This window comes from Edwardsiella sp. A.80236 (genome assembly GCF_044540725.1).
Lineage (GTDB): Bacteria > Pseudomonadota > Gammaproteobacteria > Enterobacterales > Enterobacteriaceae > Edwardsiella > Edwardsiella tarda.
Window position 1 is genome coordinate 269,779 of sequence record NZ_JBIUCY010000002.1, and the last position, 25,893, is coordinate 295,671.

The window sequence follows — 25,893 nt, forward strand, 5'->3', positions numbered from 1 at the left end:
TTAACTATTTTGTTTATCTGCCGCCATCCACCTTTTGCCATTGTAATCCAAAATTAAAACGGGTACCGGTGATGCCTCTAATTGGTTGAATCGGATGTATAATGCGGGGCTTTTGAGGTTCTCTCATGGCCAGCTTTCCCGTTCATTGCCCCCGTTGTCAGTCTGCTCAGGTTTACCGCCATGGTCAGAACCCTAAAGGCTATGACAGATTTCGATGCCGTGACTGCCACCGCGTGTTTCAGCTCACTTACGCTTATGAAGCCCGTAAGCCGGGCGTTAAAGAGCAGAATACCAAAATGGCCTTCAACGGTACCGGCGTTCGCGATACCGCCAGGACATTGAAAATTGGCATTAACACCGTCATCCGGGCTTTAAAAAACTCGCGCCGAAGCGAATAACGTCTTCACCCGTCGCCCATGCTGATGTGGCGCTTATCTGCGAACTCGATGAGCAATGGCGCTTTGTTGGTAGCAAAGCCCGGCAGCACTGGCTCTGGTACGCGTACAACATCAAAACGGGCGGTGTACTGGCCTATACTTTTTGTCCCCGGACCGATGAAACCTGTCGGGAGCTACTGGCACTGCTCACGCCATTCAACATCGGCATGATAACCAGCGACGAGTGGGGCAGCTATGGCCGGGAGGTGCCGAAGGATAAGCATCTGGCTGGAAAAATATTCACCCAACGCATTGAGCGTAACAACCTGACGCTGAGAACCCGAATCAAAAGACTGGCCCGTAGAAGTATCTGCTTCTCACGTTCTGTAGAACTTCATGAAAAGGTTATCGGAGCCTTTATCGAAAAATACATGTTCTACTAATTGGATGTACCATCGTCAATTTGAGTCTCTATCACGGCATCAAAGATTAACGTCTATTGGAATGTTCTTCAGCTCGTTAGAATCTTTTTCCTGAATACCGTCTGGTACAGTGGGGAATGCAGCGGATGAAATAGTGTACAATAAGGCCATGCATAACGTTAAATCACCGCGTTCTACTGTGGCTATTTTATTTCGTGCATTAAGCCTTAACCTGCATCGTTGTCCTTTATACGCTGATACACCATACATCTTAGATGAAATAATATTCTTTATTTGCCCGATATACTCGGACTGGCTCATATTAGGTTTAGTGTTGTGATAATAATGAACGGTAACAGTATTTGATGGTAAACAATTTGTCGTTGAAGGCTCAGGTGTTTTTTGCACACAACCCGATACTATTAGCATGAATGAAAAAAAGAGTAATGTTCTCATTGCCAGCGCCATGTTAATTTTGGTTAAAATGAAATATGCTTTTCTTCTGCATATTGTTGTAGGATAGCTCTTGTCTTCAATCCATAAAAGGGAAAGTAAAAAACCAACGATACATCTATGTTATATGCTTGTTACTCCAACACATTTAATGACGTATCCACTTGCTAATGGTTTACACAATAGCAAATAAATTCATCTATTTGTGATGCGGCTCACGTTATTAATTTAAAATAAAGATTAATACTCCAGCTTAAATATACATCAAAATATTAAATTCATAAGAATGATAAACAAGACATATACGGTAATGTGTATCATATTGAAAACTGATTAACAAGCGCTATTATAGAGAGATCTCAACACTGTTACTAAGAACATAGCCTCTGGAGATCCCCGTCAATGAAAGGACATGCACGCTCCCTGTACCTCACGTTATTACTCTCAACCATAACACTCACCGCCTGTACACCACACCAGAGTAGTGTAGAACGTCACACTCGGCATTATGTATATACCTCTGATGATGGTTTCGATCCAAACTTTTATGTTCATAAAACAGATACAACAAAAATGTTAATTCCCTTTTTCCAACAATTTTGGGATATGGGAGCAAAGGATAAGGCAGCCGGTATATCGCCAGAAGAGGCTAAGCAGCGAATTAAATACTATCAAAGCGTAGAGTTTCTAAACTCATTAAAGAAAACCAGCCTATTCGCTGGTAGAGAGTATGCTGACAATGACCCTATCCCAGCGAAAGAAGCTAAACTATTTACTGACACGATTTCAAAAGTTTACTTTGATGGCTATGAGGGGAAGAAGTGATATAACGAAGCCCGCTGATGCGGGCTTTTTATTGTATAGAGGGGGATGCTCATCTATTTGATAGATATGATATTATCATCTCAAGTACCCTCTTAGCTTGACCATGCTAGCCCCCTGGTGGAGCCGCGCTTCGCGAGTAACCGTTCTTACCTTCAAAATCAAATGCTCTATCGTGAGTACCTGTCGATCAGAGGCACTCATATCAGTGCTATATTCGGACCAGCCAATTCAGTGTCTTTGTCTAGCTCAAACGAAAACGATACCGTTATCAAACTGGAAGCATAATAGTAATCATTATCCCGTTCCTTCTTGATTTTTGAACTTCGATCTAAATACGAATAATGTGTGATGAACACTAAAATTTTTAGTTAAAAACTCGAGATTGCAGTGATAAATATCACAATAATCACTGCATCATGAATTGATGAAAGATATCTATTACATCTCAGTCATCATGATAGGTAATATGATTTGCTTGCAAATCTTTATGCTTGTGTTTAATTTTTTAGTGTCAGTAATGACACTCTGGTCACCATTGCATAATTATACGAATAAAGTGTGTAAGGATATTCTATGAATAAAATATATGCTCTGAAGTACAGTGCAAAACAGGATGCACTGATTCCTGTACCCGAGTTTGCGACTCGTGTTAAGAAGTCTTCACGCATGAGTCGCACAGCCTTAGCGATAATCCTCGCAACAATAACGATGGGAACAATTAGCTTTGCTCAGGCGTCAGTTGTGAGAGAGGATATTGCTTATCAAACCTTCCGGGACTTTGCAGAAAACAAGGGAAAGTTCGCCGCGAATGCAACTAACATAACGATTTACGATAAAAAAGGCGCGATCGTAGGATATCTGGATAAGGCCCCTATGCCGGATTTTAGCAGTGCTAACTTTCAGTCTGGTATTGCAGCATTGATATCACCGCAATATATCGTCAGCGTTAAACATAACGGCGGCTACCAAAGTGTGAGCTTTGGCAACGGGCAAAACAATTACAATCTTGTTACCCGAAATAACCATCCCTCGTTAGACTTTCACGCGCCTCGGCTCAACAAACTGGTGACAGAGGTTGCGCCTGCATTAGTTACGGATGCCGGTACGGTAACTAACATTTATGCTGACAAAGAACGCTTTCCGGTATTCTATCGGGTAGGCTCAGGCTCACAGCAGATCAAAGATAGGGCAGGGAAAACGGTCTGGATTAGCGGGGCATATGGTTATTTAACCGGTGGCACCGTAGGGTCTCCTTGGTCTTATAACAACGGTAAAATGATCAGCAGCCGCACTACAGATACATTTAACCCAGAACAAGGCCCACTCTCCTCAAGTGGCCTTAGTGGTGATAGCGGCTCCCCTCTCTACGCATACGATACAACTCGGCAAGCCTGGGTTCTGGTGGGAACACTCAGCTCCGGTAGTTCAGGCGGAACGAACTGGGCGGTGATCCAAACCGACTTTACCGACAAAGTAATGCAAGATGATCAGGATGGGGCTATTACGTTCAAGCAAGGGATCTCCCCCTTACGGTGGAAATTCAATGCCGAAGAGGGAACCGGGACATTAGCCCAGGGCGAGGCGAGTTACATCATGCATGGTCAAAAGGGCAACGATCTTAATGCTGGCAAAAACCTGACCTTGCAAGGTAACGCTGGCCACATCGTACTAGAAAACTCGGTTAACCAGGGGGCCGGGGCGCTGACTTTTAATGGCAACTACACGGTTTCCTCAGAAAATGACGCGACCTGGACAGGAGCTGGCCTGAATATCGCCAAAAACGCTGAAGTCACCTGGCAGGTAAATGGCGTATCAGGGGATAACCTGCATAAGATTGGTGAGGGTGTTTTGCGTGTTGCCGGGCATGGGGTTAATCCGGGAGGACTCAAGGTTGGCGATGGTACGGTGATCTTAGCCCAACGTCCCGACGAGAATGGGCAGGTGCAAGCCTTTAGCACTATCAACCTGGCGAGTGGCCGTCCTACCGTCGTACTTAGCGATAGCCATCAGATTAATCCCGACAAGATCAGTTGGGGTTTCCGTGGCGGACGGCTCGATATCAATGGCAACGATATTGCTTTTCGTATCCTCAACGCCGCCGATAATGGTGCAAGCATCGTTAATAGTAGCAAGCAGGCAGCAACGGTTAGCCTGACGCCCTACACGGACACCCATGTTCCGATTAATGAATGGGATGCGAATAAACGCTCTGGCGGTGCAGCCGGATTATTATATATCTACAATAACCCCTACTCACATACGGTAGATTATTTCATCCAAAAGAAAAAAGGATATGGATACTTCCCAACCAATCAAACCACTAACAACGATTGGGAGTTTGTTGGCCATGATAAAGAGAACGCGATTGAGTTAGTAAAATCACGTCGTCCTATCGATGATCGGATTTATCACGGCAATATTGCCGGGAACATTAATCTACAAACCGATACCAGCCACAGCGATGGCGGTCTTATCTTCGACGGCAACATCGATACCCCCGCTGGCGAATGGCGTCACACAAATGGGCGATTGACCCTTCAGGGGCATCCCGTTATCCATGCCTTCAACAGTAAGGGTATTGCAGATACGCTTAAGAACCAGGGCGATAACTCCGTTCGGACGCAACCCACCTCTTTCGATCAATCTGACTGGGAAACCCGAACCTTCCGGCTTAACTCACTGCAACTGAATAACACTACCTTCGAGCTGGCCAGAAATGCCGTCTTTAATGGTGACATTAAGGCCACGCGCTCCACGGTAAGGCTAGGATCGCCAGACCTATATATCGACCTGAATGATGGTACCGGGAAAAAGGTAACCCCACAAAGAGGGGCTTCCATCGCCACAGATTTAGCCGATATGAGTCGCTACCAAGGAAGTGTCACACTACAGGATCAATCCACCCTGACCATCAATGAGATCTTCAACGGCGACATCCAAGGGCAGAACAGTCAGGTGACGGTGAAATCCACGCAGGCACAACTGACAGGCTACAGCAACTTCAGTAAGACCCCGCTCACACTGCAACCGGGGGCTAGCCTGACCGCCAACGGTGGATGGTGGAGCGATGCAACAATCAGCGTTGATCAGGGAGCCAGATTAACGCTTGCAGGCACACCAAATACGGATCAATCCGGCCAAGTCAGCCCCAACTTTTATTCCGCAGACTATGGCCAAGGCTTCCGGTTACGTGGTGATGCGGCGCTGAAATTCTCCCCCTATACCTTCGTCAGCGGTGACATTCAAGGTGAGGGCGCCTCTCGTATCACTATTGGTGGAGACGATGAGATTACGCTGAGCGACAAGCTAAGTCAGGCGGATCGCATGATGTACAGCCTGTTTAATAATTTCCGTAATGTCTATGCTGGCCAGGTCACGCTTCCGCAAGGACAGATGAGCATGAGCGATACGCTCTGGCAAATATCAGGCCATTCCCATATGGGGGCACTGCATATGCAGCGCTCGCTCGCTGGCTTTACCGGCAAGGCATTTAGCACACTCACGACCGACACGTTACAGGCTAATCAGTCGGCTTTTGCACTGAAAACCGATTTGCAAGATAGCGATAAGCTCGTCATCAACAAACGGGCGGAAGGGCGAGATAACACGCTGCTCGTGAATTTCTTGCGGCAACCGTCAGTGGACACGCCACTGAATATTCCCTTGGTCACAGCTCCCGCCGGTACCGATCACGCGCTGTTTAAAGCGGCTAATCGAGTGATTGGTTTCAGCTTGGTAACACCCACGATCCGCAGTGAAGAAAAGGACGGTCAGGTACAGTGGATACTCGATGGCTATCGCTCAGCTCCCGATAAAGGCTCGGCCACCTCAGCCAACAGTTTTATGGCGATAGGGTATAAAAACTTTATGACCGAGGTGAACAACCTGAATAAGCGTATGGGTGAACTACGTGATACGCAGGGGGCGGATGGTCTGTGGGTGCGTCTCATGAACGGCGCCGGCACCGGTGACGTCGGCTACTCCGATCGGTATACCCATCTTCAAACGGGCTTTGATAAAAAGCATCGTCTCGCTAAGGGTGATCTATTCACCGGGATACTGATGAGTTACACAAATAGCAGCGCTAGCGGGCAGGCTTACACCGGAAACACCCACTCACTCGGGGGCGGCTTATATGCATCGATGCTGTTTGACTCAGGTGCTTATCTGGATGTGATCGGCAAATATGTTCACCATGATAACGACTATAATGCCCAGTTCGCCAATCTTGGCAAGCGGAGCTATGGTACACACTCATGGTATGCTGGCGTGGAGGGGGGATACCGTTACGCACTCACTGAAAGCCTGTATATCGAACCTCAGGCTGAACTCGTATATGGCTCGGTCTCGGGTACGACACTGAAATGGAGCGATAACGGTATGGATGTCTCAATGCGTAATAAGACTTACAACCCGCTGATCGGACGCACCGGGGTCGCATTAGGTAAAACCTTGAGCGGTGAGGGATGGCGTGTCACGGCGCGAGCAGGAATCGACTGGCAATTCGATCTGATCGCTAATGGTGAAACGGCATTACGTGATGCCTCTGGCGAAAAACGTTTTACCGGTAAAAAAGACAGCCGAATGTTGTACAACCTGGGGATGAATGCGGAGGTCAAAGACAATACCCGCTTTGGGCTGACGTTAGAGCGCTCTGCATTTGGTAAATATAATATAGACCATGCAATAAACGCTAACTTCCGTTACACCTTCTAATCCCCCTATCGAAAACAGCGCCAGCTGGCGCTGTTTTCCTCAAAAGAAAGGATATTTAGTGACTCTTGTGAATTAATGTTATTGCAATCATTTGAATTGTTTTGTTAGGGCTTGCGCGGTACGACTCACATTGTACCTATGGACTACTCTTAACTTCTGCGGCTGCTGTCATCCTGGCAGCCGCATTTTTTCTTGCCTGACAACAGCAATCGCCAGCAGGGCTGTTTAGCCAAAATCTGATTTATTCATAGGTAGTCGTCTCCTGTTTGCCCAGCTAAATATGTTGTGGTGGATTTACAGACCATCAATTGCAGCCATAGATCTGGACTTTGCCGAGGTGATGTTGGACTGCTCCCACCCCGCTAGACGCTCCTACCCTATAGTTACACGATACGCGCGCCGTTGCGCGTGAGAGGGTGACGCTCGCTAGTTATAGACGAATTCATAAGTAAAGGTCGTACTGAGATTCTCTGCATCAGTCGTGGGCGTATAGTCTAACGGCGATCGAGTGATTACCATATTGATGGTAAATTGTTCGCTCTCTGAGGCAGGGGTAAACAATAGGCCTTCTCTCTGGTTGTCATAATTAGGTATGGCAACACCCCCATTCGTGTTTATGTTGAGCGACTTGACGACCTCTCTAGTGACACTCCGCCATTGCTCACTATTGATGGTTTTAGCAAACAAGATTAAACGGTACTGTAATATACTTAAATTCTCACCGCCAAAACTATAAACAAAATTCTGACCATGCGGTTGTACCCTTAGTTTAAATAAAAGTGGTGTATCGGCACATTGTGATACCGTAAAGGTAAAGGGGAGTGTGACTAACACGTCATTAAAGCTGGCGGTCCTTACCTGAGCCTGGCTGAGGGTAAACTCATCGCTGTTTTTGTCGACCGATATGGCGCAGCTGCTGTTAATCAGATGGCCGGTAACATTGATGGTGCCGCTACCGCCGGGTACGGCGAAGCCAGAGATCAGGGAGGTATCTCCACTCGAGGGCTCCGCACCCCACGCCGCCGTACCACTTAATCCCACGGCCAGGGCCATCGCTCCGATGCCGCCCATCCACCCCCGATGATTCCGTTGATCTGCCATAAGCTCTCACTTAAATATATTAATTGTTTATGGGTTAATGCCATCGCCCCGGCGCGCTGCCGTAATCCATCGGTGCATGGTTAGGATGTGATAATATAAGACAATTATCTCAAAGAATATTATTTATACTGTTACATCCTTCGCCAGTGGACGCCATATTTGCTATGTCGTCAGGCTGAATTTTCAGAGAAAGTGAGATAAGCAGGGTTGGGATGTATTAGTAATATTTTTTAGATTGTACCGTTATATTTTATTTATCTATTTTAAAGCGACAGGGTCGCCTTGAACTGGCGACCTGCGTTATTGAATATATCGAACGTTTGCGGAGTGGCAGCATCAGATCTCGCCTCATCCAGCAATAGGGATCGCCCCGTGGCAAAGCGGAAGCTCAGCATCGCCCACGGGTGCCATGACCACACACCCCGGATATCTCCTTAGAAAAACGCCATATGCCGCAGCAGCCAGTCACGCAGTGCCGCGATATCGGCGCGCTGCGCCATCTGTTGCGTCGTGACCAGATAGTAGTTTGCGCCGGGTAGCGACATCGTGAAGGGTGCCGACAATACCCCGCGCTGCAGGAGATCCCGCGCCAGCAACTCGCTGGCAATGACCACGCCCTGGCCCGCAACCGCCGCCTGTAGCGCGTGCGTCTCGTCGCTGAAGGTTAATCCTGAGTCAATATTCAGCTGCGCTGGCCCGTAGCGGCGCTGCCAGTTTTCCCAGCTCGGCGAATCGGCCGGCACGTGGCGATGTTCGACATGGAATAGGGTTACATTACGTAAATCCTCGATCCGGGTAATGGCCAGTGTCGGGCTGGCGACGACGATAAAACGGTCTTCGTACAGCAAGGTGCAATGCAGATCGCACTCCGGCGTTTCACGATAGCGAATGGCGACATCCACGCCGCGCTGCTTGAGGTCCACACGCTCGATGCTGGTATGCAGTCGCAGATCGATGGCGGGAAGCTCCGCTTTAAATTCCGCCAAGCGTGGTACCAGCCAATGCGTTAAAAAATTGGAGGTGGTGGTGACGGTCAGCGATGGCGACGGCTGAGAATGGACAATTTGCTCGGTGGCATCTTCCAGTGCACTAAACGCACGCTGAGTTCCGGCAAAAAGGATTTCGCCGCTGGCAGTAAGCGTTACGCCCTGGGCGCTGCGCTCACAGACCCGGCACTCCAGCACCGACTCCAGGAGCCTGATCTGATGACTCACCGCCGTCGCGCTGACGCCCAACAGGTCAGCCGCGCGTTTAAAGCTGTGGCAGTGGGCAACGGCGTGAAAGGCGCGCAGCGCCCCTAGCGGCGGGAGGCGGTTTTTTTTCATGGCTGAGTTTTTCTCATCTATGGCTGAAATCTATGCGTTTGTCTGGCTGATTATATTGGAGGTAGGCTACCGGCGAGTCATGTTAACACTGAATTTAATTCATCAGTGTATGAGAATATCTGGAGCGAAAATGAGTATTTGCCTGAATCCACATACCGCGAGGGCGACAACGGGTGCTGATCGGCGCACGCAGATTATCGCGCTGAGTAGCGTCATCGCCGCGGGAGCCTTGTTATTGGATGTATCTGCCGTATTGGGCGTTGTCGGTTGTCTGGTATTGCTTCTTGCATTGATGGCTGCCTTTATCGCGGGTCATCTCCTCACTCGTTGGCAACCCTGGCCAGCGCGTTACTGCCTTGCGATAGCGCGTTATGCCTTTTTGCTGTCGGCGGCGGGTTGGCTGTTGTTATTAATCGCTTGGAATGGTGCATGCGACTGGCTGGAGTTCGTGCCTGGGGTCGTGATGGCGGGATTAGGGCTGGGTATCGCTTGGCGAAATAATGACGTAGAAAAAAAGGCGCAGGGGATGATGGCGCATGCGGTGACGCTCGTCAGCATCGTTGTTATCACCCTGGCGACCCTGCTAACCCATCACTACGCCGAGGTGGGAAGAGGCGGTTTCGCTTACGCACTGGCGGTGCTGGTCGATCTGGCGTTACTGGGGGGGGTACTGGTGAAGGTCCGTGAGCAGGATTTAAAATAAGTTAATTTATAGCCCAGCTACCTGAAGATATCTGATGCGTGTTATTCAAATAAAAGCTTTACTTATAGCGCGGCCGCCGCTCTTTTCTGCTGTCAGCGTGGCGCGATAATTCGTCACTCATTCTTTTCAAGAATGAAATGTTCTACGGAATAAGACGATAAGTAAATCGAGTATTAATCAATGGTTAACGTTGGGTGTGGTGAACTCTATCGGTTATCAATGCACCAAAATAAATAAGGGAGGCGGCAGCATGGTAGGACAGTCGCCTAACTTACGCCGCTTAATAGCAGTATGATTTACATAGATGTAACCATGCGGGAATTTATTTCCTTACTAGGTTAATAGGAAAAAATGTGTGAGGAGGCTTGGGATATCGCTATCACCGGGGGGGCGTCAGACTCTGCTGGGGTTATATGGGGTTAATCAATTGATATTGCTAGGTGACCATTATATTAAACGCTGGGAGGTTCTTCTTTAATCGTATGTGTTTCCTGGTGATGTTTTACCGCGGGTGAGTCATAAACTCGCTTTACTTTTATTATCTGAATTCGCGAAGAGTGTCACTGAATCTCACTATAAGCTATTGCTATTCTCAATTTCAGTTCGTGAAACATCCTGCATACCTCGGTATTGGCTGCGTAATAAAATAGCGAAATAGATAGTGCATGCTATCTAAAAGACGCTAAGGCGTGAGCAGATATTTGGAGAAAACGTGGACAGGGGCGTTTATCTCTCTGGCGGACGACGTCAGTCTCCGTATTTAAGGAAATGGTGTGTTTCCGGTGTCTTATAGCGTAATGATGAGGGATACGTAATGTTTGCGTTTAAAAAGTGTCTGATTGCACTTTCAGTTAGCTTGGCCACGGTGTCTTCCGGTTTTGCGTGTACGACGTTGTTGGTGGGCAATGAGGCGTCGGCAGATGGCTCCATGTTGGTTGCGCGGAGTGCAGACAGCGATGCGCTGAAAGCACAACACTTCGTGATTCATCCGGCGAAACAGAATCAGACCGGCGTATACAGTACCAAAGCACATAACGGTGCGAATGATTTTACCTGGCCTTTACCCAAAAACTCCTTGCGCTATACCACGGTACCCAACTGGAAAACGCAGTTACATGGCGCGACCGGTTTTAACGAGTTGGGGGTTGGCGTCAGTGGCACCGAGTCTATTTTCGCCTCGCCAAAAGCCTTGGCCTTTGACCCCTATGTAAAAGATAAAGGCATCACCGAAGACGATATCCCCGATATTCTGTTATCTCAGTCGAAAACGGCGCGTGATGCCGTCGCTTTACTGGGGAATATTATCGAAACCACCGGCGCGGGAGAGGGATTTGGTGTGGCCGTGGTGGACAAGAACGAAATCTGGTATCTGGAAACCGGCACCGGCCATCAGTGGATGGCACAACGCCTACCGAATAACCAGTATTTTGCTACAGGTAACCAAGGTCGCTTGCAGGATTACGACCCGAAAAATCCAGACATGATGGCCTCCAAATCCCTTATTTCGTTTGCTAGCGAAAAAGGGCTTTATAATCCGGAGCGCGACGGGAAATTTAACTTCTCTAAAGTGTATACGCGTGATGATGAGCGTGATCGTAACTATAACGATCCCCGCGTTTGGAGTATCCAGAAGATGTTTAATCCTTCCGTCAAACAGGATGTGGCTGACGGTCGCCAGTTCCCCGTCTTTATGACGCCAGAACATAAAATGACCTTGAATGAGGTGAAAGCGGTGTTGCGTAGCCACTATGAAGGCACGGCACACGACCCCTACACGAATGGATTGAACGGCAAAGAGCCTTGGCGCCCGGTGAGTGTATTCCGTACCTATGAGTCACACGTGATGCAGGTTCGCCCCTGGCTGCCAAAAGAGATCGGCGAAACGACCTATGTTGGCTTAGGGATGGCCGATCTGACCGCATTTGTGCCGTATTACAGTGGATTGAAAGCCTATCCGGCGAATTACTCGATAGGGACGGATAAAGCGGATGATAAGTCTATCTATTGGAAATACCGTAAGCTACAGACGCTGACCATGACGGATTATCCGAAGCTCGCCCCTATCGTTAAGAAAGCGTACCAGGCGTGGGAGGATAAGGTTGCGAAGGAGCAACAAGAGGTTGAGGCGAAATATCTGCAAATGGCGAAAACGAATAAACCGGCCGCCGATAAGATGCTAAATGACTTTAACCTACGGATTATGGCCGATGCCGAAAAACTGACGGACGATCTGACCAATCAGCTTTTTACTATCCGTACCAAAGATATTCAGTCCGATATTTTCTTTTCTAACGCAACGAAGAAGGACTGAGTCCTAATCTCAGCAATCGGCTGGCGCATCGGGGAGTGTGCCAGCCGCTCTTTTCGCAGAGGGTTATCGCCCCTCTTCCTGCACTGGCCGCGGCTCCTCAATCGCCACAATCTCCTGATCCGATTCGCGGAACAGCAGCATAAACAGCAGGGCGATGACGAGGATCATCAAGGCGCCAAAGGTCCACATACCGGTCCAATCAAAAGTCAGGCCATTGATGGGCTCGGGGTAGGCAAACATTTTCTCCATCATGACGCCGCCGAGGCGGTAGCCGAGCAAACTGCCAAATCCTTGGCAGCATAGCGTAATCAGTCCCTGTGCGGCGGTACGCATATGCGCCGGTGCCTTTTTGTCGACGTAGATATAGGCCGTGACGTAGTAGAAATCATAGCTGACACCGTGTAGCAGGATGCCGAGGAAGAGTAGCGCATAGCTGAATAAGTGATCGACGCCGCCATAGATGAAGAAACCATAACGCATGGCCGCGGTGAGTAACCCTAACAGTAGTACCCGCTTGATGCCGAAACGCCGGGTGAAGAAGGGCAGGGCCAGCATGAAGAAGATTTCGGAAAATTGGCCGAGCGTCATCCATCCCGTCGCGTTCCTCATGCCCACTTCGGTCAGATAGCCGTTCGCAAAGATGTAATAGAACGCCAGTGGCATCGCAAAGAGGAATGAGCAGACAAAGAAGACCAGGAAGTTTTTATCGCGCAGCAGTACCAAGGCGTCCAGGCCGAGCATGACCTTCATGTTCAGCCGGCCACGGCGTTGTGGGGGCGTATCGGGGAGAGTGAGGGCGAAGAGGCCGAGTAGGACGGAGCTGGCGGCGGTGATCAGCAAAGGGATATGGGTAGCGGAGATATCGGCGTAACCCAATAACGACGGGAGGAAGCCGCAGACGAGGCCGGAGCCGATCCAGCCGAGCGTGCCCATGACTCGGATGCGTGGAAAGTCACGCTCAACATCGGCGACATTCGCGAAGGCGATGCTGTTGGTCAATGCGATGGTAGGCATATAGGTCAGCGAGTAGGCCAGTAATAGCGGAAAGAAGCCGCTAAAGTGGGTCTGCTGTGCAGCCAGATAGATCAGAAGCGCGCCGAGCAACATCAACACGGCCAGAACCTTCTGTGCCGAGAAGAAACGATCGGTCAGCGAGCCGATCAGGATCGGAGATAAGATGGCAGCAATCGCCGTACAGGCATAGGACCAGCCGATCTCGCCGGCGCTAAAACCATTTTTATGTAGCCATAGCCATAGCGGGACGAACCAGGCCCCCCAAATAAACCATTCCATAAACATCATCAGCGACAGCTTCGCTGTAGTCTTCATTGCGCGATCCTTCGGCAGCAGTAGAGAACCCGTAACAATAGCATCGGTATTGATAGGTTAGATATCTGATTAATCCACTTATCCGATGATTGCGTGCTGAGTCGGTTGGCTGAAGGTGCCTCGTTACGGGGCAGCGTCCGCGGTAAGGGAAGGATAGGATTACATTTTTATCATCACTGGGTATTTTTCTGTGTGTGCGTCGCCTTTCCGTTGGGCTCGCTGAATGTGCCGGAGCTCAAGCCATGTGATTGCGTGTCGAGTGAATGCCCTCCGCCTAAAGGCGTGCTCTCAATCGGTACAGGAGCGCCAGCGGCGTCGTGCGCACCGGCCTATGGTTATCCACCACGCCTTGATGTCTGAGCCCGGGATGCTAATGTTGGTATGACTATTTTTTTTGGCGCTAACTTAACCTGATTGATCCAGTTGTAATACGCTATCTTATTTTTAAATTTTAATTTTTGAAAAATATTGCTTTTCATACTGTAAATTGTCTTTCGATTTAGCGAGAATTGCTTAGCAATTGCGTGGATGCTGTAATCTGACTTGATGTAACACAGTAGTCTTTTCTCTATAGAACTAAGCGACTCCATCATGATGCAATACTTACAGACGCTCGTATTCTGTGTAATGCTATACTGTGCAATGATTTTACCTTTCACATCATCTAATGGATCGTTGTAATAAATATATTTACTACTCTCATCATGCTGATACTTTTTGCCAATATACAGCATAGTGCTTTCATCAGAGAGCATGCATAGGCACCTGGTATAGGCAAAATCTTTATCAATAAATGTAATGTTAAATGATCGCTGACACTCGTGACTGAGATCCTCGATGAGTCGCCGCAAGCTAACAGCATAAAATTTTGGAATACCAATAAAATCAAGCATGATAACCTCGATTAATTCACTCTAATTATTGTAAGTAATGCTAATGAGAGATAGCCCTGGTGCTGGCCTCTGTTTTACTCTATCGGGATATAGTGCTCTAATTTTATTTTTTGCACCGTCTGATCCGTGTCCGACTCGTTAATATAGATAAAGCGTTCAATGTCATGCCCAATTCTTCTAACAAAAGCGTGTTTGCTTAAAACTTCCATATACAGGCGAAGAGAGAAGACTTGGTATTGTTCCCAATTACCAGTAAAGTCAAACTTGATATATTTACCTGGCTCGATACAGCTGGATATCATCATACCGTCAGATGATGGTACTTTGTCACCTTGAATACCAATAAAGCTGGATATGGCAATGGCGTCATCTCTCTTATGGCAGGGCGCGAAGGATGATGTGCAATAGATATCCTGTCGCCATTGTCGCATCGCCTTGAGGATCCGCAGTCCTTTCTGTGGGCTGATGATCGCAGGTAACTTACTGGTGGATAGTTGATAGTTACTCTGCTGCCCAATGAGTCGTTTATAGGGAAGCCAGCAGATATCGAATCTAATACTCTCATGTGAACCTAAAGGGAGTTTAGGCTGTAACTTAGCGAGATACCATGTTTTGTTACGCCGGTAGCCTCGTGGATTCAGGCCAAAAGCCTTTTTAAACTCTCGACTATACGATTGCACCGAATCGAATCCTGAACTGAGTGCAATGTGTGTAATCGATTGTGAGGTGAGCCGCAAGAGCATCGCTGAGCGACTGAGTCGACGTTACCGGATATATTTCCCCAGGGTGATATTGTACTTTTCTTTAAAAAAGTTATGCAGGCTGCGGTTAGAGTATCCAGTCACGATAGATAAATCATCAATTGTGATGTTTTTATCGCTATTCTCCTCTATCCAGTTCACCATTGAGCTTATAATGATCTCCTTCATCATTTTTATTTCCTTGAGTAACAACTGAGGCGCTGCATAGCACAGTGCAACATCAGCACTTTACAAGATGGTAACAATTATTTTGTTGTGAAACTTAGCTTTTTATGCATAGCACGTAGATAAAATTTATTTAGATAAAACATAAAATAAACTCTCTATTGCTATGAGGATGATAGTCCATTGGAGAACGATATTAATATCGCACTTGGCGATAAATATATAATTATTGTGTGGATTTGGTTCTGTTCTATGCTGAGGTCCAATAACCGGGTGAGAGCAGTATTGTTATCGGCCATTTTTTGCTAGTGCAGGGCGCTTAGCGTGATTCTGCCAGCGCTCCAGGCGCAATGTATGGCGGGTGGAATAACGACGTTAGTCGTGGGAGCGATCGGCTGAAGTGGGGTTATCCGCGGCTATCAAATATTGATGTATGCAATCTTTATGCAAGAAGTTATCACGTTTTGTTTAAGGATTTTTTCCTCAGCGATGGCGTAGAGTGAAAAACACCCGATGCCATAGGAATAACAAGATGAAAGAGACTCGCTCGCGGCCGATTCACCCGCTATGGCTACGTGTCTGTCACTGGATTAATGCTTGCGCTATCGTCTTGATGATCTTCAGTGGGTGGCGCATTTACGATGCGTCACCGCTATTTAATTTCTCTTTTCCTCGCGCGTATACCTTGGGGGGATGGCTCGGTGGCGCTTTACAGTGGCATTTCGCCGCGATGTGGCTGCTGGTGATAAACGGGGCCGTGTATCTGGCCCTCAATCTGTTGACCGCTCGCTGGCGCCAGCGTTTCGGGCCCCTCTCATTACGGCAGATCGGCCACGATATGGTCGAGGCCTTACGTGGGCGCTTGTCTCATGGTGACCCTTACCATTACAACGCCGTGCAGAAGTGTGCCTATCTCGTCGCCATCCTGGCGGCCTTAATACTGGTGCTTTCCGGCTTGGTGCTGTGGAAGTCGGTACAGTTTCCGCTGTTACGAACTTTATTCGGTGGGTATGAAGTGGCGCGTTATATCCATTTTTATGCCATGGCTGTGCTCTGTGTTTTTCTTGTGTTGCATCTACTGATGGTGGCACTGGTGCCGAAGACATTGGTTGCGATGATCCGGGGTCGCTGAGGAGTAACGATGAATAAGCAGTCTAGCGATTTGTCGGCGAGTGATGCCCGACTACTCATCCAGGACGCCCAGCGCCTAGTCGCGGCGCGTTTGTCTGGATCGACCCGCCGCCGCTTCTTACGGCAGGGATTGACCTTGGGGGGAATCGCCATGCTCACGGGCTGTGATCTCAGTGATAACCCTGATGTCGAGAATGTATTGAGTCGGATGTCGCGCTTCAACGATCGCGTGCAGGGCTGGCTCTTTAACGGTCAGCGTTTAGCGCCTGAGTATACGCAAGCCGAAATAACGCGCCCCTTTCCCTTTAATGCCTTTTACACAGCAGAGGCGATTCCCCAGATTGTCGCCGACGATTACCAACTAACCATTCATGGGTTGGTGGGTGATAAGCGCAGTTGGCGTTTACCGGCACTGTATCGTCTGACGCAGTACGAACAGATTACTCGCCATATCTGCGTCGAGGGCTGGAGCGCCATCGGCCGTTGGGGAGGCGTACGGCTGCGCGACTTTCTACAACTGATCGGCGCCGACAGGCGCGCGCAATATGTCAGTTTTCGCTGTGCCGATGACTACTACACCAGTATCGATATGGCCTCCGCATTACACCCGCAGACGATCCTGGCGTTGAGCTGGGATGGTCAGATATTACCCCCGGAGTATGGCTATCCGTTGAAATTACGTATTCCGACCAAGCTGGGTTACAAAAATCCAAAACAGATTGTTGCCATCGACGTTACGAACCGCTTTCCCGGCGGTTATTGGGAAGATCAGGGCTACAACTGGTTTGGCGGTAGTTGATCGGCTCGCTACTCCTATTCACCGAGAAATCACTAAAGGAAGTAAACATGAAAAAAATACTCGCAACCGTATTGGCTGGCTCCTTGCTGATGGCTTTCTCCGCCGCGTATGCGGCAGATAGCATGGCGAAGGATGCAATGGGGCACGATGGCATGAAGCAGGAGCGTGCCATGTCTCACGAGGGGATGAGTCAGGATAAGATGAAGAAAAAGGCGCCCATGTCCCACGATGGCATGAGTAAGGCTCCGATGAAGAAGCAGGACGCGATGTCCCACGATGGCATGAGCAAGGCTCCGATGAAGAAGCAGGACGCGATGTCCCACGATGGTATGAGCAAGGCTCCGATGAAGAAACAGGATGCGATGTCCCACGATGGCATGAGCAAGGATAAGATGAACGAGGGAATGTAAGCCCCGTGTTGTTGGACGGAGCGGAAATAACAGACGCTGGCGCCATGCGGTTGCCGGCGTATTTTTTTATCTGGTCGGGAGACGGCGGCGTGCGATATAGGCTGGACTCGCGCGGCGATGTCAACGCGTCTTATGCCGGTTAGCGGGCGAATCGGCTGGGTATGGGGGGAGTGACGGAGTGCGAGGGGCCGGTGATCGCTCGGCGCATCTAGGGAGCCAAGATCGCCACATGAGAAGGCTGAATCTTCATGTTATCGCGTGTTATGGGTGAGGCGTGCGGAAGAGGCCAGCGAGCGGCGGGTAGAGCGAGAAGGGAACGTTTGTGTGCGCAGTAAGACTCAGTACGACGAGGAAAAAGCAAGCGGGCAGCGTTGCTGCCCGCTTGGATCAGATTAACCGGATAAGGTTAAACGTGGTTGCCCTAACTTAGCGCAGATCGTAGCGATCAGCGTTCATAACCTTGTTCCAGGCGGCGATAAAGTCACGGACAAACTTCTCTTTATTGTCGTCCTGTGCGTAAACCTCGGCATAGGCACGCAGGATAGAGTTGGAACCGAAGACCAAGTCTACACGGCTAGCAGTCCATTTCTTGGTACCGTCAGCACGATTGCAGATTTCATACAGATTGCTACCGGTCGGCTTCCAGGTGTAGGCCATATCCGTCAGGTTAACGAAGAAGTCGTTGCTCAGGACGCCGACACGGTCAGTGAAGACGCCGTCTTGGCTACCGGCATAGTTGGCACCCAGTACGCGCATCCCGCCAACCAAGACCGTCATTTCACAGGCGGTCAGGCCCAGCAGTTGAGCACGATCCAGCAACATCTCTTCGGCGCTGACGACATAGTCTTTCTTCAGCCAGTTGCGGAAGCCATCGGACAGCGGCTCTAGAACTTCGAACGATTCTTCATCGGTCATCTCTTGGCATGCATCGCCACGACCCGGGGCAAACGGAACGTCTACCGCGACACCGGCCGCTTTCGCTGCCTGCTCAATACCAACATTACCGGCCAGCACGATCACATCGGCGACGCTAATGTTGAATTCGGCGGCGATCGGCTCCAGTACGCTCAGTACCTTAGCCAGACGAGCCGGTTCGTTGCCTTCCCAATCTTTCTGCGGTGCCAGGCGAATACGAGCGCCGTTAGCGCCGCCGCGTTTGTCGGAACCACGGAAGGTACGGGCGCTATCCCAAGCGGTGCTCACCATGTCGGCGATGCTCAGGCCACTGGCTGCGATCTTGGCTTTCACTGCGGCAACATCGTAATCCGTGCGGCCAGCCGGTACCGGATCTTGCCAGATCAGGTCTTCTTGCGGTACGTCCGGACCAAAATAACGGGATTTCGGCCCCAGATCACGGTGGGTCAGTTTGAACCAGGCACGGGCGAAGACTTCGGAGAAGTAAGCCGGATCCTGGCGGAAACGCTCGGCGATCTGACGGTAGGCCGGGTCGACTTTCATCGCCATATCCGCATCGGTCATGATCGGGATGGTACGACGTGACGGATCTTCAACGTCGGCCGGCATGTCTTCTTCTTTGATATCGATCGGAACCCACTGCCAGGCACCCGCCGGGCTCTTCGTCAGGGTCCACTCATGACCGAACAGCATATCGAAGTAGCCGTTATCCCACTGAGTCGGGTTAGAGGTCCAGGCGCCTTCGATCCCGCTGCTTACCGTGTCACGGCCAATGCCGCGTGAGGTGTGGTTCATCCAACCCAGGCCCTGCTCTTGCAGATCGGCACCTTCTGGCGCTTCGCCCAAGTTAGCGGCACTACCATTACCGTGGCATTTACCGACGGTATGGCCACCGGCAGTCAGTGCCACCGTTTCTTCATCATTCATCGCCATACGGGCGAAGGTCACGCGCACGTCGTTGGCGGTTTTTTGCGGATCCGGATTACCATCAACCCCTTCCGGGTTGACGTAGATCAGGCCCATCATAACGGCGGCCAGCGGGTTTTCCAGATCGCGTTCGCCGGAGTAACGGCTGCCTTCGCTACCGCTCGGTGCCAGCCACTCTTTCTCTGAACCCCAATAGGTATCGATTTCCGGGTGCCAGATATCTTCACGACCAAAGGCGAAACCGAAGGTTTTCAGACCCATGGACTCATAAGCCATGGTACCAGCCAGAATGATCAGATCCGCCCAGCTGATTTTGTTACCGTATTTTTTCTTGATCGGCCACAGCAGACGACGTGCTTTATCCAGGTTAACGTTATCCGGCCAGGAGTTGAGCGGAGCGAAACGTTGGTTACCGGTGCCAGCACCGCCACGACCATCGGCGGTACGATAAGAGCCAGCGGAGTGCCAAGCCATACGTACCATCAGGCCGCCATAGTGACCCCAGTCAGCCGGCCACCAAGGTTGGCTATCGGTCATCAGTGCACGCACATCATTTTTCAGCGCTTCAACATCCAGCTTCTTCAGCTCTTCTCGGTAGTTGAAGTCCTTCCCCATCGGGTTGGTTTTGGTATCATGCTGATGCAAGATATCCAGATTCAGGGCATTCGGCCACCAGTCTTTTTTAGACATGCTCGAAGACGTCATGCCACCATGCATGACCGGGCATTTACCGCCAGAAAATTCGTTCTTGTTTCCCATTTCTCGCACCTTCAGTAAATTTATGGAGTACCGCTCAGGCTATTACTACGAATAATGCACTGTGTGATGGAGCACTGCCTTCTATAAATCAGTGGCCATTATACCCGCCTACTGAAATTTGTATTGCGCCTAGACTCAATTTCAGAAATAGGGATGGCCAATTGATTCTTAAGTCTCGATAGGCCCTTGCCACTATTTAAATCCATTAATTACTTTGTTTATCGATTGAGGTGAACAACCGAAAGGTAGCCAATAACGTCAGAGTACGGTGTCGCTTCGTTCGATGTTAGGGTTCCTCCCCCAGCAAGGGTAGTCCTGAAGTCAGGAATTCGCTATAAATCATAAAAATATATTCGATGTCGGGGTGCTGACGAAGCGGCGGTCGTTACCTGGTCGAGGCCTGTGTCGTCGGGATGGAAGGCCGTTATAGGCGTGTTCAATTAAACAGCAAACTGCTGATTTTCCCTCGTTCGCAGTTAAAGCATCTATTTTTATATGAAAGCATGATTTTTTGTATGCGTTTATGTGGGTTTTGTTGGCATAAAACTTGGTTGGGCTATGCGCTAGGGGCGCCGGGGTCGACATTGCTCTGATTGCCGGAGGAGGGCGGCCTACCTCGAGGCGATAAAATGCAACGCGAGAAATGCTATATTATTTTTTCTTATCCGCCATTCATTTTTCTTAAATAAGAGAATCCTATGCTCAATGCGTTAAAAGTTTATGCTTGTCGCCATGCATTAAATTTATTGCCATAACCATAGGTTATTCCCCTTTATTTTCTTGATTAGCGTCATATAAATGTGTTTTATTTTTTATTTACTTAATTGATTTATAAGAGATAAATATTTGTATCAAATCGTGCTGGATATAATTTGTGAGCAGTAACACATCTCCCTAATATCTATATTTAGTAGAGTCTGACTACACCGATTGAGGGAATAAGTACGATGAACATGAATACGTTTATTCTGCCCAAAACACAGCAGTTGGTTGTCTTCCAAGAGGTGATTCGTTGTGGCTCAATCGGTGCTGCGGCTAAGCGCTTGGGGATTTCACAGCCAGCCGTGAGTAAAACCATCAGTGAAATGGAAGAGTACTTTGGCATTGAAATTATCACGCGGAAAAATACTGGCGTAACGCTAACTAGCGCGGGGCAGGTACTGCTCTCCTACGCCGAATCGATTACCCGTGAAATGAAAAACATGGTCAGTGAGATCAATGGATTGAGTTGTAGTAGTGTGGTCGATGTGGCTTTTGGTTTTCCCTCTCTAATCGGTTTCACCTTCTTATCTAGCATGATTAAAATCTTTAAGGATGTGTTTCCGAGCGCGCAGGTATCGATGTTTGAGGCACAACTCTGCACCTTTCTCCCGGCGATTCGTGATGGTCGTTTAGACTTCGCCATCGGCACCTTGAGTGATGATATGCAGTTACAAGACTTACATGTCGAGTCATTATTTGAATCGGAGTTTGTCGTCGTTGCCAATAAGTCGCGCAGTGCGCATTCACCGACCACGCTCGATGCCTTAAAAGATGAGCAATGGGTATTGCCACAGACGGATATGGGTTATTACAAGCAGTTATTGATGACCCTGCAAAAACATCATGTCAGTAGCGCCAATATCATTAAAACCGACTCGGTGGTAACCATTTATAACTTGGTATTGAATGCTAATTTCTTAACCGTGATCCCCTGCGATATGACTTCACCATTTGGTTCCAATCAATTTACCACTCTGGCGATTGAAGATAGCTTACCCATCGCGCATTACGCTGCCATTTGGTCGAAAAACTACCGAATTAAACGCTCCGCTTCGTTACTGGTCGAGCTGGCCAAGCAATATTCACCGAGTCATTGCGCACAGTTTAAACCTTTGGCGAGTATTGCCGATTAATTTTTACAGGATAGCTTGCGGCCAGTGTCAGCCGTAAGTTTAGTATTGTCGTTAATTTTGAATATATATTTACTCTTAGTGAGGATACCATGCATATTACCTATGATCTTCCGGTCAGTATTGACGATATTCAAGCGGCAAAAAATCGTCTGCAGGGGAAGATATATAAAACTGGCATGCCACGCTCGAACTATTTAAGCGAGCGCTGCCAGGGAGAGATATTTCTGAAGTTTGAAAATATGCAACGTACGGGGTCATTTAAGATTCGTGGCGCATTCAATAAACTCTGCTCGCTAACGGAGCAGGAGAGACGAAAGGGTGTGGTGGCGTGTTCGGCGGGTAACCATGCTCAGGGGGTGTCACTCTCTTGCGCCATGCTCGGTATTGACGGCAAGGTCGTGATGCCGACCTGTGCGCCGAAATCGAAGGTCGCCGCAACCAGTGACTATTCTGCCGAGGTCGTGCTACACGGCAATAACTTCAACGACACCATCGCTAAGGTGAGCGAGATCGTCGAGATGGAGGGGCGGATATTTATTCCTCCCTATGACGATGCGCTGGTCATCGCCGGGCAAGGCACGATTGGTTTGGAGATTTTAGAGGATCTCTACGACGTCGATAACGTGATTGTCCCGGTCGGTGGTGGGGGGTTGATCGCCGGGATTGCTTTGGCGGTTAAATCGGTGAACCCGACCATTCGAGTGATCGGTGTGCAGTCAGAGAATGTGCACGGCATGGCGGCCTCTTACTACGCGGGTGATATTACGTCGCACCGGACTAATGGCACATTGGCCGATGGTTGCGATGTCTCTCGCCCCGGAAACCTACCCTTTACCATCGTTAGCGAACTGGTTGATGACATGGTGTTGGTGAGTGAGGAGGAGATCCGTAACAGCATGGTTGCGCTGATCCAGCGTAACAAGGTGATTACCGAGGGCGCTGGCGCGTTGGCCTCTGCCGCCTTACTGAGCGGTAAACTCGATCACTATATCAAAGGTAAGAAAAGCGTCAGCCTGATCTCTGGCGGCAATATCGATCTCTCCCGTGTTTCCCACATCACCGGCCTGGTGGATGCCTGATCCTTTTGAGAGGAATTAACGATGAGTAACACTGACAGTGTCGTCGTGAGTCAAGCTGAGTCAACGACTTGGCGCAAAACAGATACACGCTGGGTTTTAGGGTTATTCGGTACGGCTATCGGTGCCGGGGTACTATTTTTCCCCATCAGCGCCGGTATTGGCGGCTTATTACCGATCATCTTTATGTTGATCTTGGCTTTCCCCATCGCCTTTTTATGTCACCGTGCGTTGGCGCGCCTATGCCTCTCTGGACGCGGCGTATCGGATAATATTACCGATACCGTCGATCAGCATTTTGGCCCTACCGGCGGGGTGGTGATCACCTTCCTTTATTTCTTTGCCATCTGTCCCTTGCTATGGATTTACGGGGTGACGATCACCAATACCTTTATCGCCTTCTGGGAGCATCAACTCCATATGCCGGCGATTAACCGAGGTCTCGTGGCATTACTGATCCTGATGCTGATGGCTTTCTTTATCTACTTCGGTAAGGATCTGATGGTTAAGGTTATGAGCTATTTAGTCTTTCCCTTCATCGCCAGCCTGGTGCTTATTTCGTTATCGCTGATCCCCTATTGGACCTCCGATGTGCTTACCCGCTTCGATATGCAGAGCCTGAGTCTGTGGGGGGGCCAGGGTATTCTGGTGACGGTCTGGTTAGGGATTGCCATCATGGTCTTTTCCTTTAACTTTTCACCGATCGTCTCCTCGTTTGTCGTCTCGAAGCGTGAGGAGTATGAGACCGAGTTTGGCCGCGACTTCACCGAACGTAAGTGCGCGCAGATTATCTCCCGCGCGAGTGTGTTGATGGTCGTGGTTGTCATGTTCTTTGCCTTCAGTTGCCTGTTTACCCTTTCTCCTCAGGATATGGCACAGGCCAAGCAACAGAATATTCCGATCCTCTCTTATCTGGCTAACCACTTCAGTTCGTTGGGCGATGGGAAATCGACCTATGCCACCGTTTTGGAGTATGCCGCGTCAATCATTGCGCTGGTCGCTATTTTTAAATCCTTCTTTGGACATTATCTGGGGACCTTGGAGGGGTTAAACGGTCTGATCATCAAGTTCCGCTATCACGGTAATAAGGCCCAGGTACCGATGAAGAAACTTAACATGCTTAGCATGGTGATCATCATGGGATCGACGTGGTTCATCGCCTATATCAACCCCAATATCCTGGATCTTATCGGTGCGATGGGGGCGCCGATCATCGCCTCATTATTGTGTCTGCTACCGATGTATGCCGTATGGCGTGTGCCAGCCCTGTCGAAATATAAGGGCCACGTAGATAACTACTTCGTCACGATTATCGGCCTGCTCACCATCCTGAACATTGTCTATCAGTTGCTGTAATGCTCTTCAAACGACATAGCGGGAGTTATTCAATGCATGAGTTTCCTGTGGTTCTGGTGATTAACAGTGGCTCGTCGTCGATTAAGTTTTCGGTGCTCGATGCGACGAGCTGTGAGCTATTACTCGCGGGGATAGCTGAGGGGATTAACGGGGGAAATGCTCGTCTCTCGGTTAATGGCGGCGAGGCCGTTAAGCTGACACAACAGGGCTATGAGCCGGCCTTGGCGGCCATTGTTGCCGAGTTGGAGAAGCGTAATTTAAGCGATAGCGTCTCTTTAATCGGTCATCGGGTCGCGCATGGCGGCAACCTCTTTAAGCAGTCGGTGATCATCGATGAGAGCGTGATGGCGCAGATCCGCCAGATCGCCCCCTTGGCTCCGCTGCATAACTACGCCAATCTGAGCGGCATAGAGTCCGCTAGACACCTGTTTCCAGGTGTGACGCAAGTTGCGGTGTTCGATACCAGCTTTCACCAGACCCTGGAGCCAGAGGCGTGGCTGTATGCGCTGCCTTACCGCTATGCCGAAGAGTATGGCGTCCGGCGTTATGGGTTTCATGGCACCTCACATCGCTACGTGGCACATCAAGCCCTCGGGTTATTGGACCTCCCTGAAACGGATTCGGGGTTGGTGATCGCCCATCTCGGTAATGGAGCCTCCGTGTGTGCGGTGCGTAACGGGCGTAGCGTAGACACCTCTATGGGGATGACGCCGCTGGAGGGGTTAGTGATGGGGACGCGTAGCGGTGACGTTGACTTCGGGGCTCTCGCCTGGATTGCCGAGCAGACGGGGCAGTCTCTCGCCGATCTCGCGCAGATGGTCAATACGGAGTCGGGGTTGCTGGGGATTTCCGGCTTATCTTCGGATCTCCGAGAGCTGGAGCAGGCGGCGCAGGCGGGCCATCGCCGCGCCTACTTGGCGATCCGCACCTTTGTGCATCGCGTCGCTCGTCATATCGGTGCACATGCCGCTTCGCTACATCGCCTCGATGGCATCATTTTTACCGGGGGTATCGGTGAAAACTCGGCGCTAGTCCGGCGCTTGGTGATGGAGCACCTGGCGGTTTTCGGCGTCCGAGTCAATGAGGCACACAACAATCTGTCCGCCAGCGCCGGTAATCGCGTGGTGTCGAGTGACGACTCCGCCGTGCCTTGCGCCGTAATCCCGACCAATGAAGAGAAGATGATCGCCCTCGATGCCTTACGTCTTGGGGCGATGCAGGCTGCTACGCACTATGCCTAGTTA

At 49.7% G+C, this 25,893-nt stretch carries 20 protein-coding genes and 1 pseudogene; 12 read left to right on the forward strand and 9 right to left on the reverse strand.

Annotation, left to right across the window (positions count from 1 at the left end):
- Positions 1 to 125: 125 nt before the first annotated feature.
- Positions 126 to 820, forward strand: a protein-coding gene (locus ACEQFP_RS03375; protein WP_097364082.1) for an IS1 family transposase whose coding sequence is annotated in 2 segments (ribosomal slippage) — positions 126 to 369 and positions 369 to 820 — 696 coding nt in all. Because the reading frame shifts where the segments join, the coding sequence is not laid out codon by codon here.
- A gap of 39 nt (positions 821 to 859) precedes the next feature.
- Here ACEQFP_RS03375 and ACEQFP_RS03380 read toward each other — a convergent pair.
- Positions 860 to 1,255 carry a cell envelope integrity TolA C-terminal domain-containing protein gene (locus ACEQFP_RS03380; RefSeq protein ID WP_162138509.1) on the reverse strand — a complete coding sequence of 132 codons (396 nt, stop codon included), beginning with the start codon at positions 1,253 to 1,255 and terminating at the stop codon, positions 860 to 862.
- Between the two features lie 399 nt (positions 1,256 to 1,654).
- Here ACEQFP_RS03380 and ACEQFP_RS03385 point away from each other — a divergent pair, with 399 nt between their 5' ends.
- Entirely contained in the window at positions 1,655 to 2,077 is a 423-nt protein-coding gene (locus tag ACEQFP_RS03385) for an Exc2 family lipoprotein (RefSeq protein WP_005295035.1), read from the forward strand.
- A gap of 573 nt (positions 2,078 to 2,650) precedes the next feature.
- On the forward strand, positions 2,651 to 6,793 hold the full coding sequence (locus tag ACEQFP_RS03390; protein ID WP_370557741.1) for a S6 family peptidase: 4,143 nt from the start codon (positions 2,651 to 2,653) through the stop codon (positions 6,791 to 6,793).
- 426 nt (positions 6,794 to 7,219) lie between these two features.
- On the opposite strand, the gene ACEQFP_RS03395 is transcribed toward ACEQFP_RS03390, so the two are convergent.
- Positions 7,220 to 7,894 (reverse strand): type-1 fimbrial protein, a chain, encoded by a 675-nt coding sequence (locus ACEQFP_RS03395; RefSeq protein ID WP_172953316.1) that lies wholly within the window; start codon positions 7,892 to 7,894, stop codon positions 7,220 to 7,222.
- A gap of 434 nt (positions 7,895 to 8,328) precedes the next feature.
- Positions 8,329 to 9,219, reverse strand: coding sequence for a LysR substrate-binding domain-containing protein (locus ACEQFP_RS03400; protein WP_005283148.1), 891 nt, complete (start codon positions 9,217 to 9,219; stop codon positions 8,329 to 8,331).
- Between the two features lie 130 nt (positions 9,220 to 9,349).
- Here ACEQFP_RS03400 and ACEQFP_RS03405 point away from each other — a divergent pair, with 130 nt between their 5' ends.
- Positions 9,350 to 9,922: a hypothetical protein gene (locus ACEQFP_RS03405; protein ID WP_035597978.1), complete on the forward strand. Its 573-nt coding sequence runs from the start codon at positions 9,350 to 9,352 to the stop codon at positions 9,920 to 9,922.
- An 814-nt stretch (positions 9,923 to 10,736) separates the two neighbouring features.
- Positions 10,737 to 12,233 (forward strand): C69 family dipeptidase, encoded by a 1,497-nt coding sequence (locus ACEQFP_RS03410; RefSeq protein WP_005283154.1) that lies wholly within the window; start codon positions 10,737 to 10,739, stop codon positions 12,231 to 12,233.
- Positions 12,234 to 12,296: 63 nt separating this feature from the next.
- Here ACEQFP_RS03410 and ACEQFP_RS03415 read toward each other — a convergent pair whose 3' ends face one another.
- The 5 genes and pseudogenes from ACEQFP_RS03415 to ACEQFP_RS03435 form a co-directional block, all read right to left on the reverse strand.
- Entirely contained in the window at positions 12,297 to 13,562 is a 1,266-nt protein-coding gene (locus ACEQFP_RS03415; RefSeq protein ID WP_035597981.1) for a nucleoside permease, read from the reverse strand.
- Between the two features lie 335 nt (positions 13,563 to 13,897).
- Positions 13,898 to 14,455, reverse strand: a complete 558-nt coding sequence (locus ACEQFP_RS03420) for a LuxR C-terminal-related transcriptional regulator (protein WP_370557739.1) — start codon at positions 14,453 to 14,455, stop codon at positions 13,898 to 13,900.
- Positions 14,456 to 14,529: 74 nt separating this feature from the next.
- Complete coding sequence (locus tag ACEQFP_RS03425) at positions 14,530 to 15,096, reverse strand: GyrI-like domain-containing protein (RefSeq protein ID WP_396463902.1); 567 nt, start codon at positions 15,094 to 15,096, stop codon at positions 14,530 to 14,532.
- A pseudogene (locus tag ACEQFP_RS03430) lies at positions 15,085 to 15,204 on the reverse strand (helix-turn-helix domain-containing protein); the annotation flags it as partial. The gene ACEQFP_RS03425 and the pseudogene ACEQFP_RS03430, both read right to left, overlap by 12 nt.
- A gap of 15 nt (positions 15,205 to 15,219) precedes the next feature.
- Positions 15,220 to 15,387, reverse strand: coding sequence for a hypothetical protein (locus tag ACEQFP_RS03435; RefSeq protein WP_370557737.1), 168 nt, complete (start codon positions 15,385 to 15,387; stop codon positions 15,220 to 15,222).
- Between the two features lie 526 nt (positions 15,388 to 15,913).
- Here ACEQFP_RS03435 and ACEQFP_RS03440 point away from each other — a divergent pair.
- The 3 genes from ACEQFP_RS03440 to ACEQFP_RS03450 are packed head-to-tail and all read left to right on the forward strand — an operon-like array spanning position 15,914 to position 17,721.
- Entirely contained in the window at positions 15,914 to 16,513 is a 600-nt protein-coding gene (locus tag ACEQFP_RS03440) for a cytochrome b/b6 domain-containing protein (RefSeq protein WP_068870053.1), read from the forward strand.
- 9 nt (positions 16,514 to 16,522) lie between these two features.
- Positions 16,523 to 17,311 (forward strand): molybdopterin-dependent oxidoreductase, encoded by a 789-nt coding sequence (locus tag ACEQFP_RS03445; RefSeq protein WP_068870050.1) that lies wholly within the window; start codon positions 16,523 to 16,525, stop codon positions 17,309 to 17,311.
- Positions 17,312 to 17,358: 47 nt separating this feature from the next.
- The gene (locus tag ACEQFP_RS03450; RefSeq protein ID WP_068870048.1) at positions 17,359 to 17,721 is read left to right on the forward strand and encodes a pentapeptide MXKDX repeat protein; all 363 of its coding nucleotides are present in this window, start codon (positions 17,359 to 17,361) and stop codon (positions 17,719 to 17,721) included.
- Between the two features lie 426 nt (positions 17,722 to 18,147).
- Here the strand turns inward: ACEQFP_RS03450 and katG are convergent, their stop codons facing one another.
- Positions 18,148 to 20,322, reverse strand: coding sequence for a catalase/peroxidase HPI (katG, locus tag ACEQFP_RS03455; RefSeq protein WP_005283179.1), 2,175 nt, complete (start codon positions 20,320 to 20,322; stop codon positions 18,148 to 18,150).
- Between the two features lie 953 nt (positions 20,323 to 21,275).
- On the opposite strand from katG, the gene tdcA reads away from it, so the two are divergent.
- From tdcA to tdcD, 4 genes are all read left to right on the forward strand, one after another.
- Complete coding sequence (gene tdcA / locus ACEQFP_RS03460) at positions 21,276 to 22,217, forward strand: transcriptional regulator TdcA (RefSeq protein ID WP_035598013.1); 942 nt, start codon at positions 21,276 to 21,278, stop codon at positions 22,215 to 22,217.
- Between the two features lie 89 nt (positions 22,218 to 22,306).
- Positions 22,307 to 23,296 carry a bifunctional threonine ammonia-lyase/L-serine ammonia-lyase TdcB gene (gene tdcB / locus ACEQFP_RS03465; RefSeq protein ID WP_005283186.1) on the forward strand — a complete coding sequence of 330 codons (990 nt, stop codon included), beginning with the start codon at positions 22,307 to 22,309 and terminating at the stop codon, positions 23,294 to 23,296.
- A 21-nt stretch (positions 23,297 to 23,317) separates the two neighbouring features.
- Entirely contained in the window at positions 23,318 to 24,649 is a 1,332-nt protein-coding gene (tdcC, locus tag ACEQFP_RS03470) for a threonine/serine transporter TdcC (protein ID WP_005283191.1), read from the forward strand.
- Positions 24,650 to 24,681: 32 nt separating this feature from the next.
- The gene (gene tdcD / locus ACEQFP_RS03475; protein WP_370554531.1) at positions 24,682 to 25,890 is read left to right on the forward strand and encodes a propionate kinase; all 1,209 of its coding nucleotides are present in this window, start codon (positions 24,682 to 24,684) and stop codon (positions 25,888 to 25,890) included.
- Positions 25,891 to 25,893: the final 3 nt, after the last annotated feature.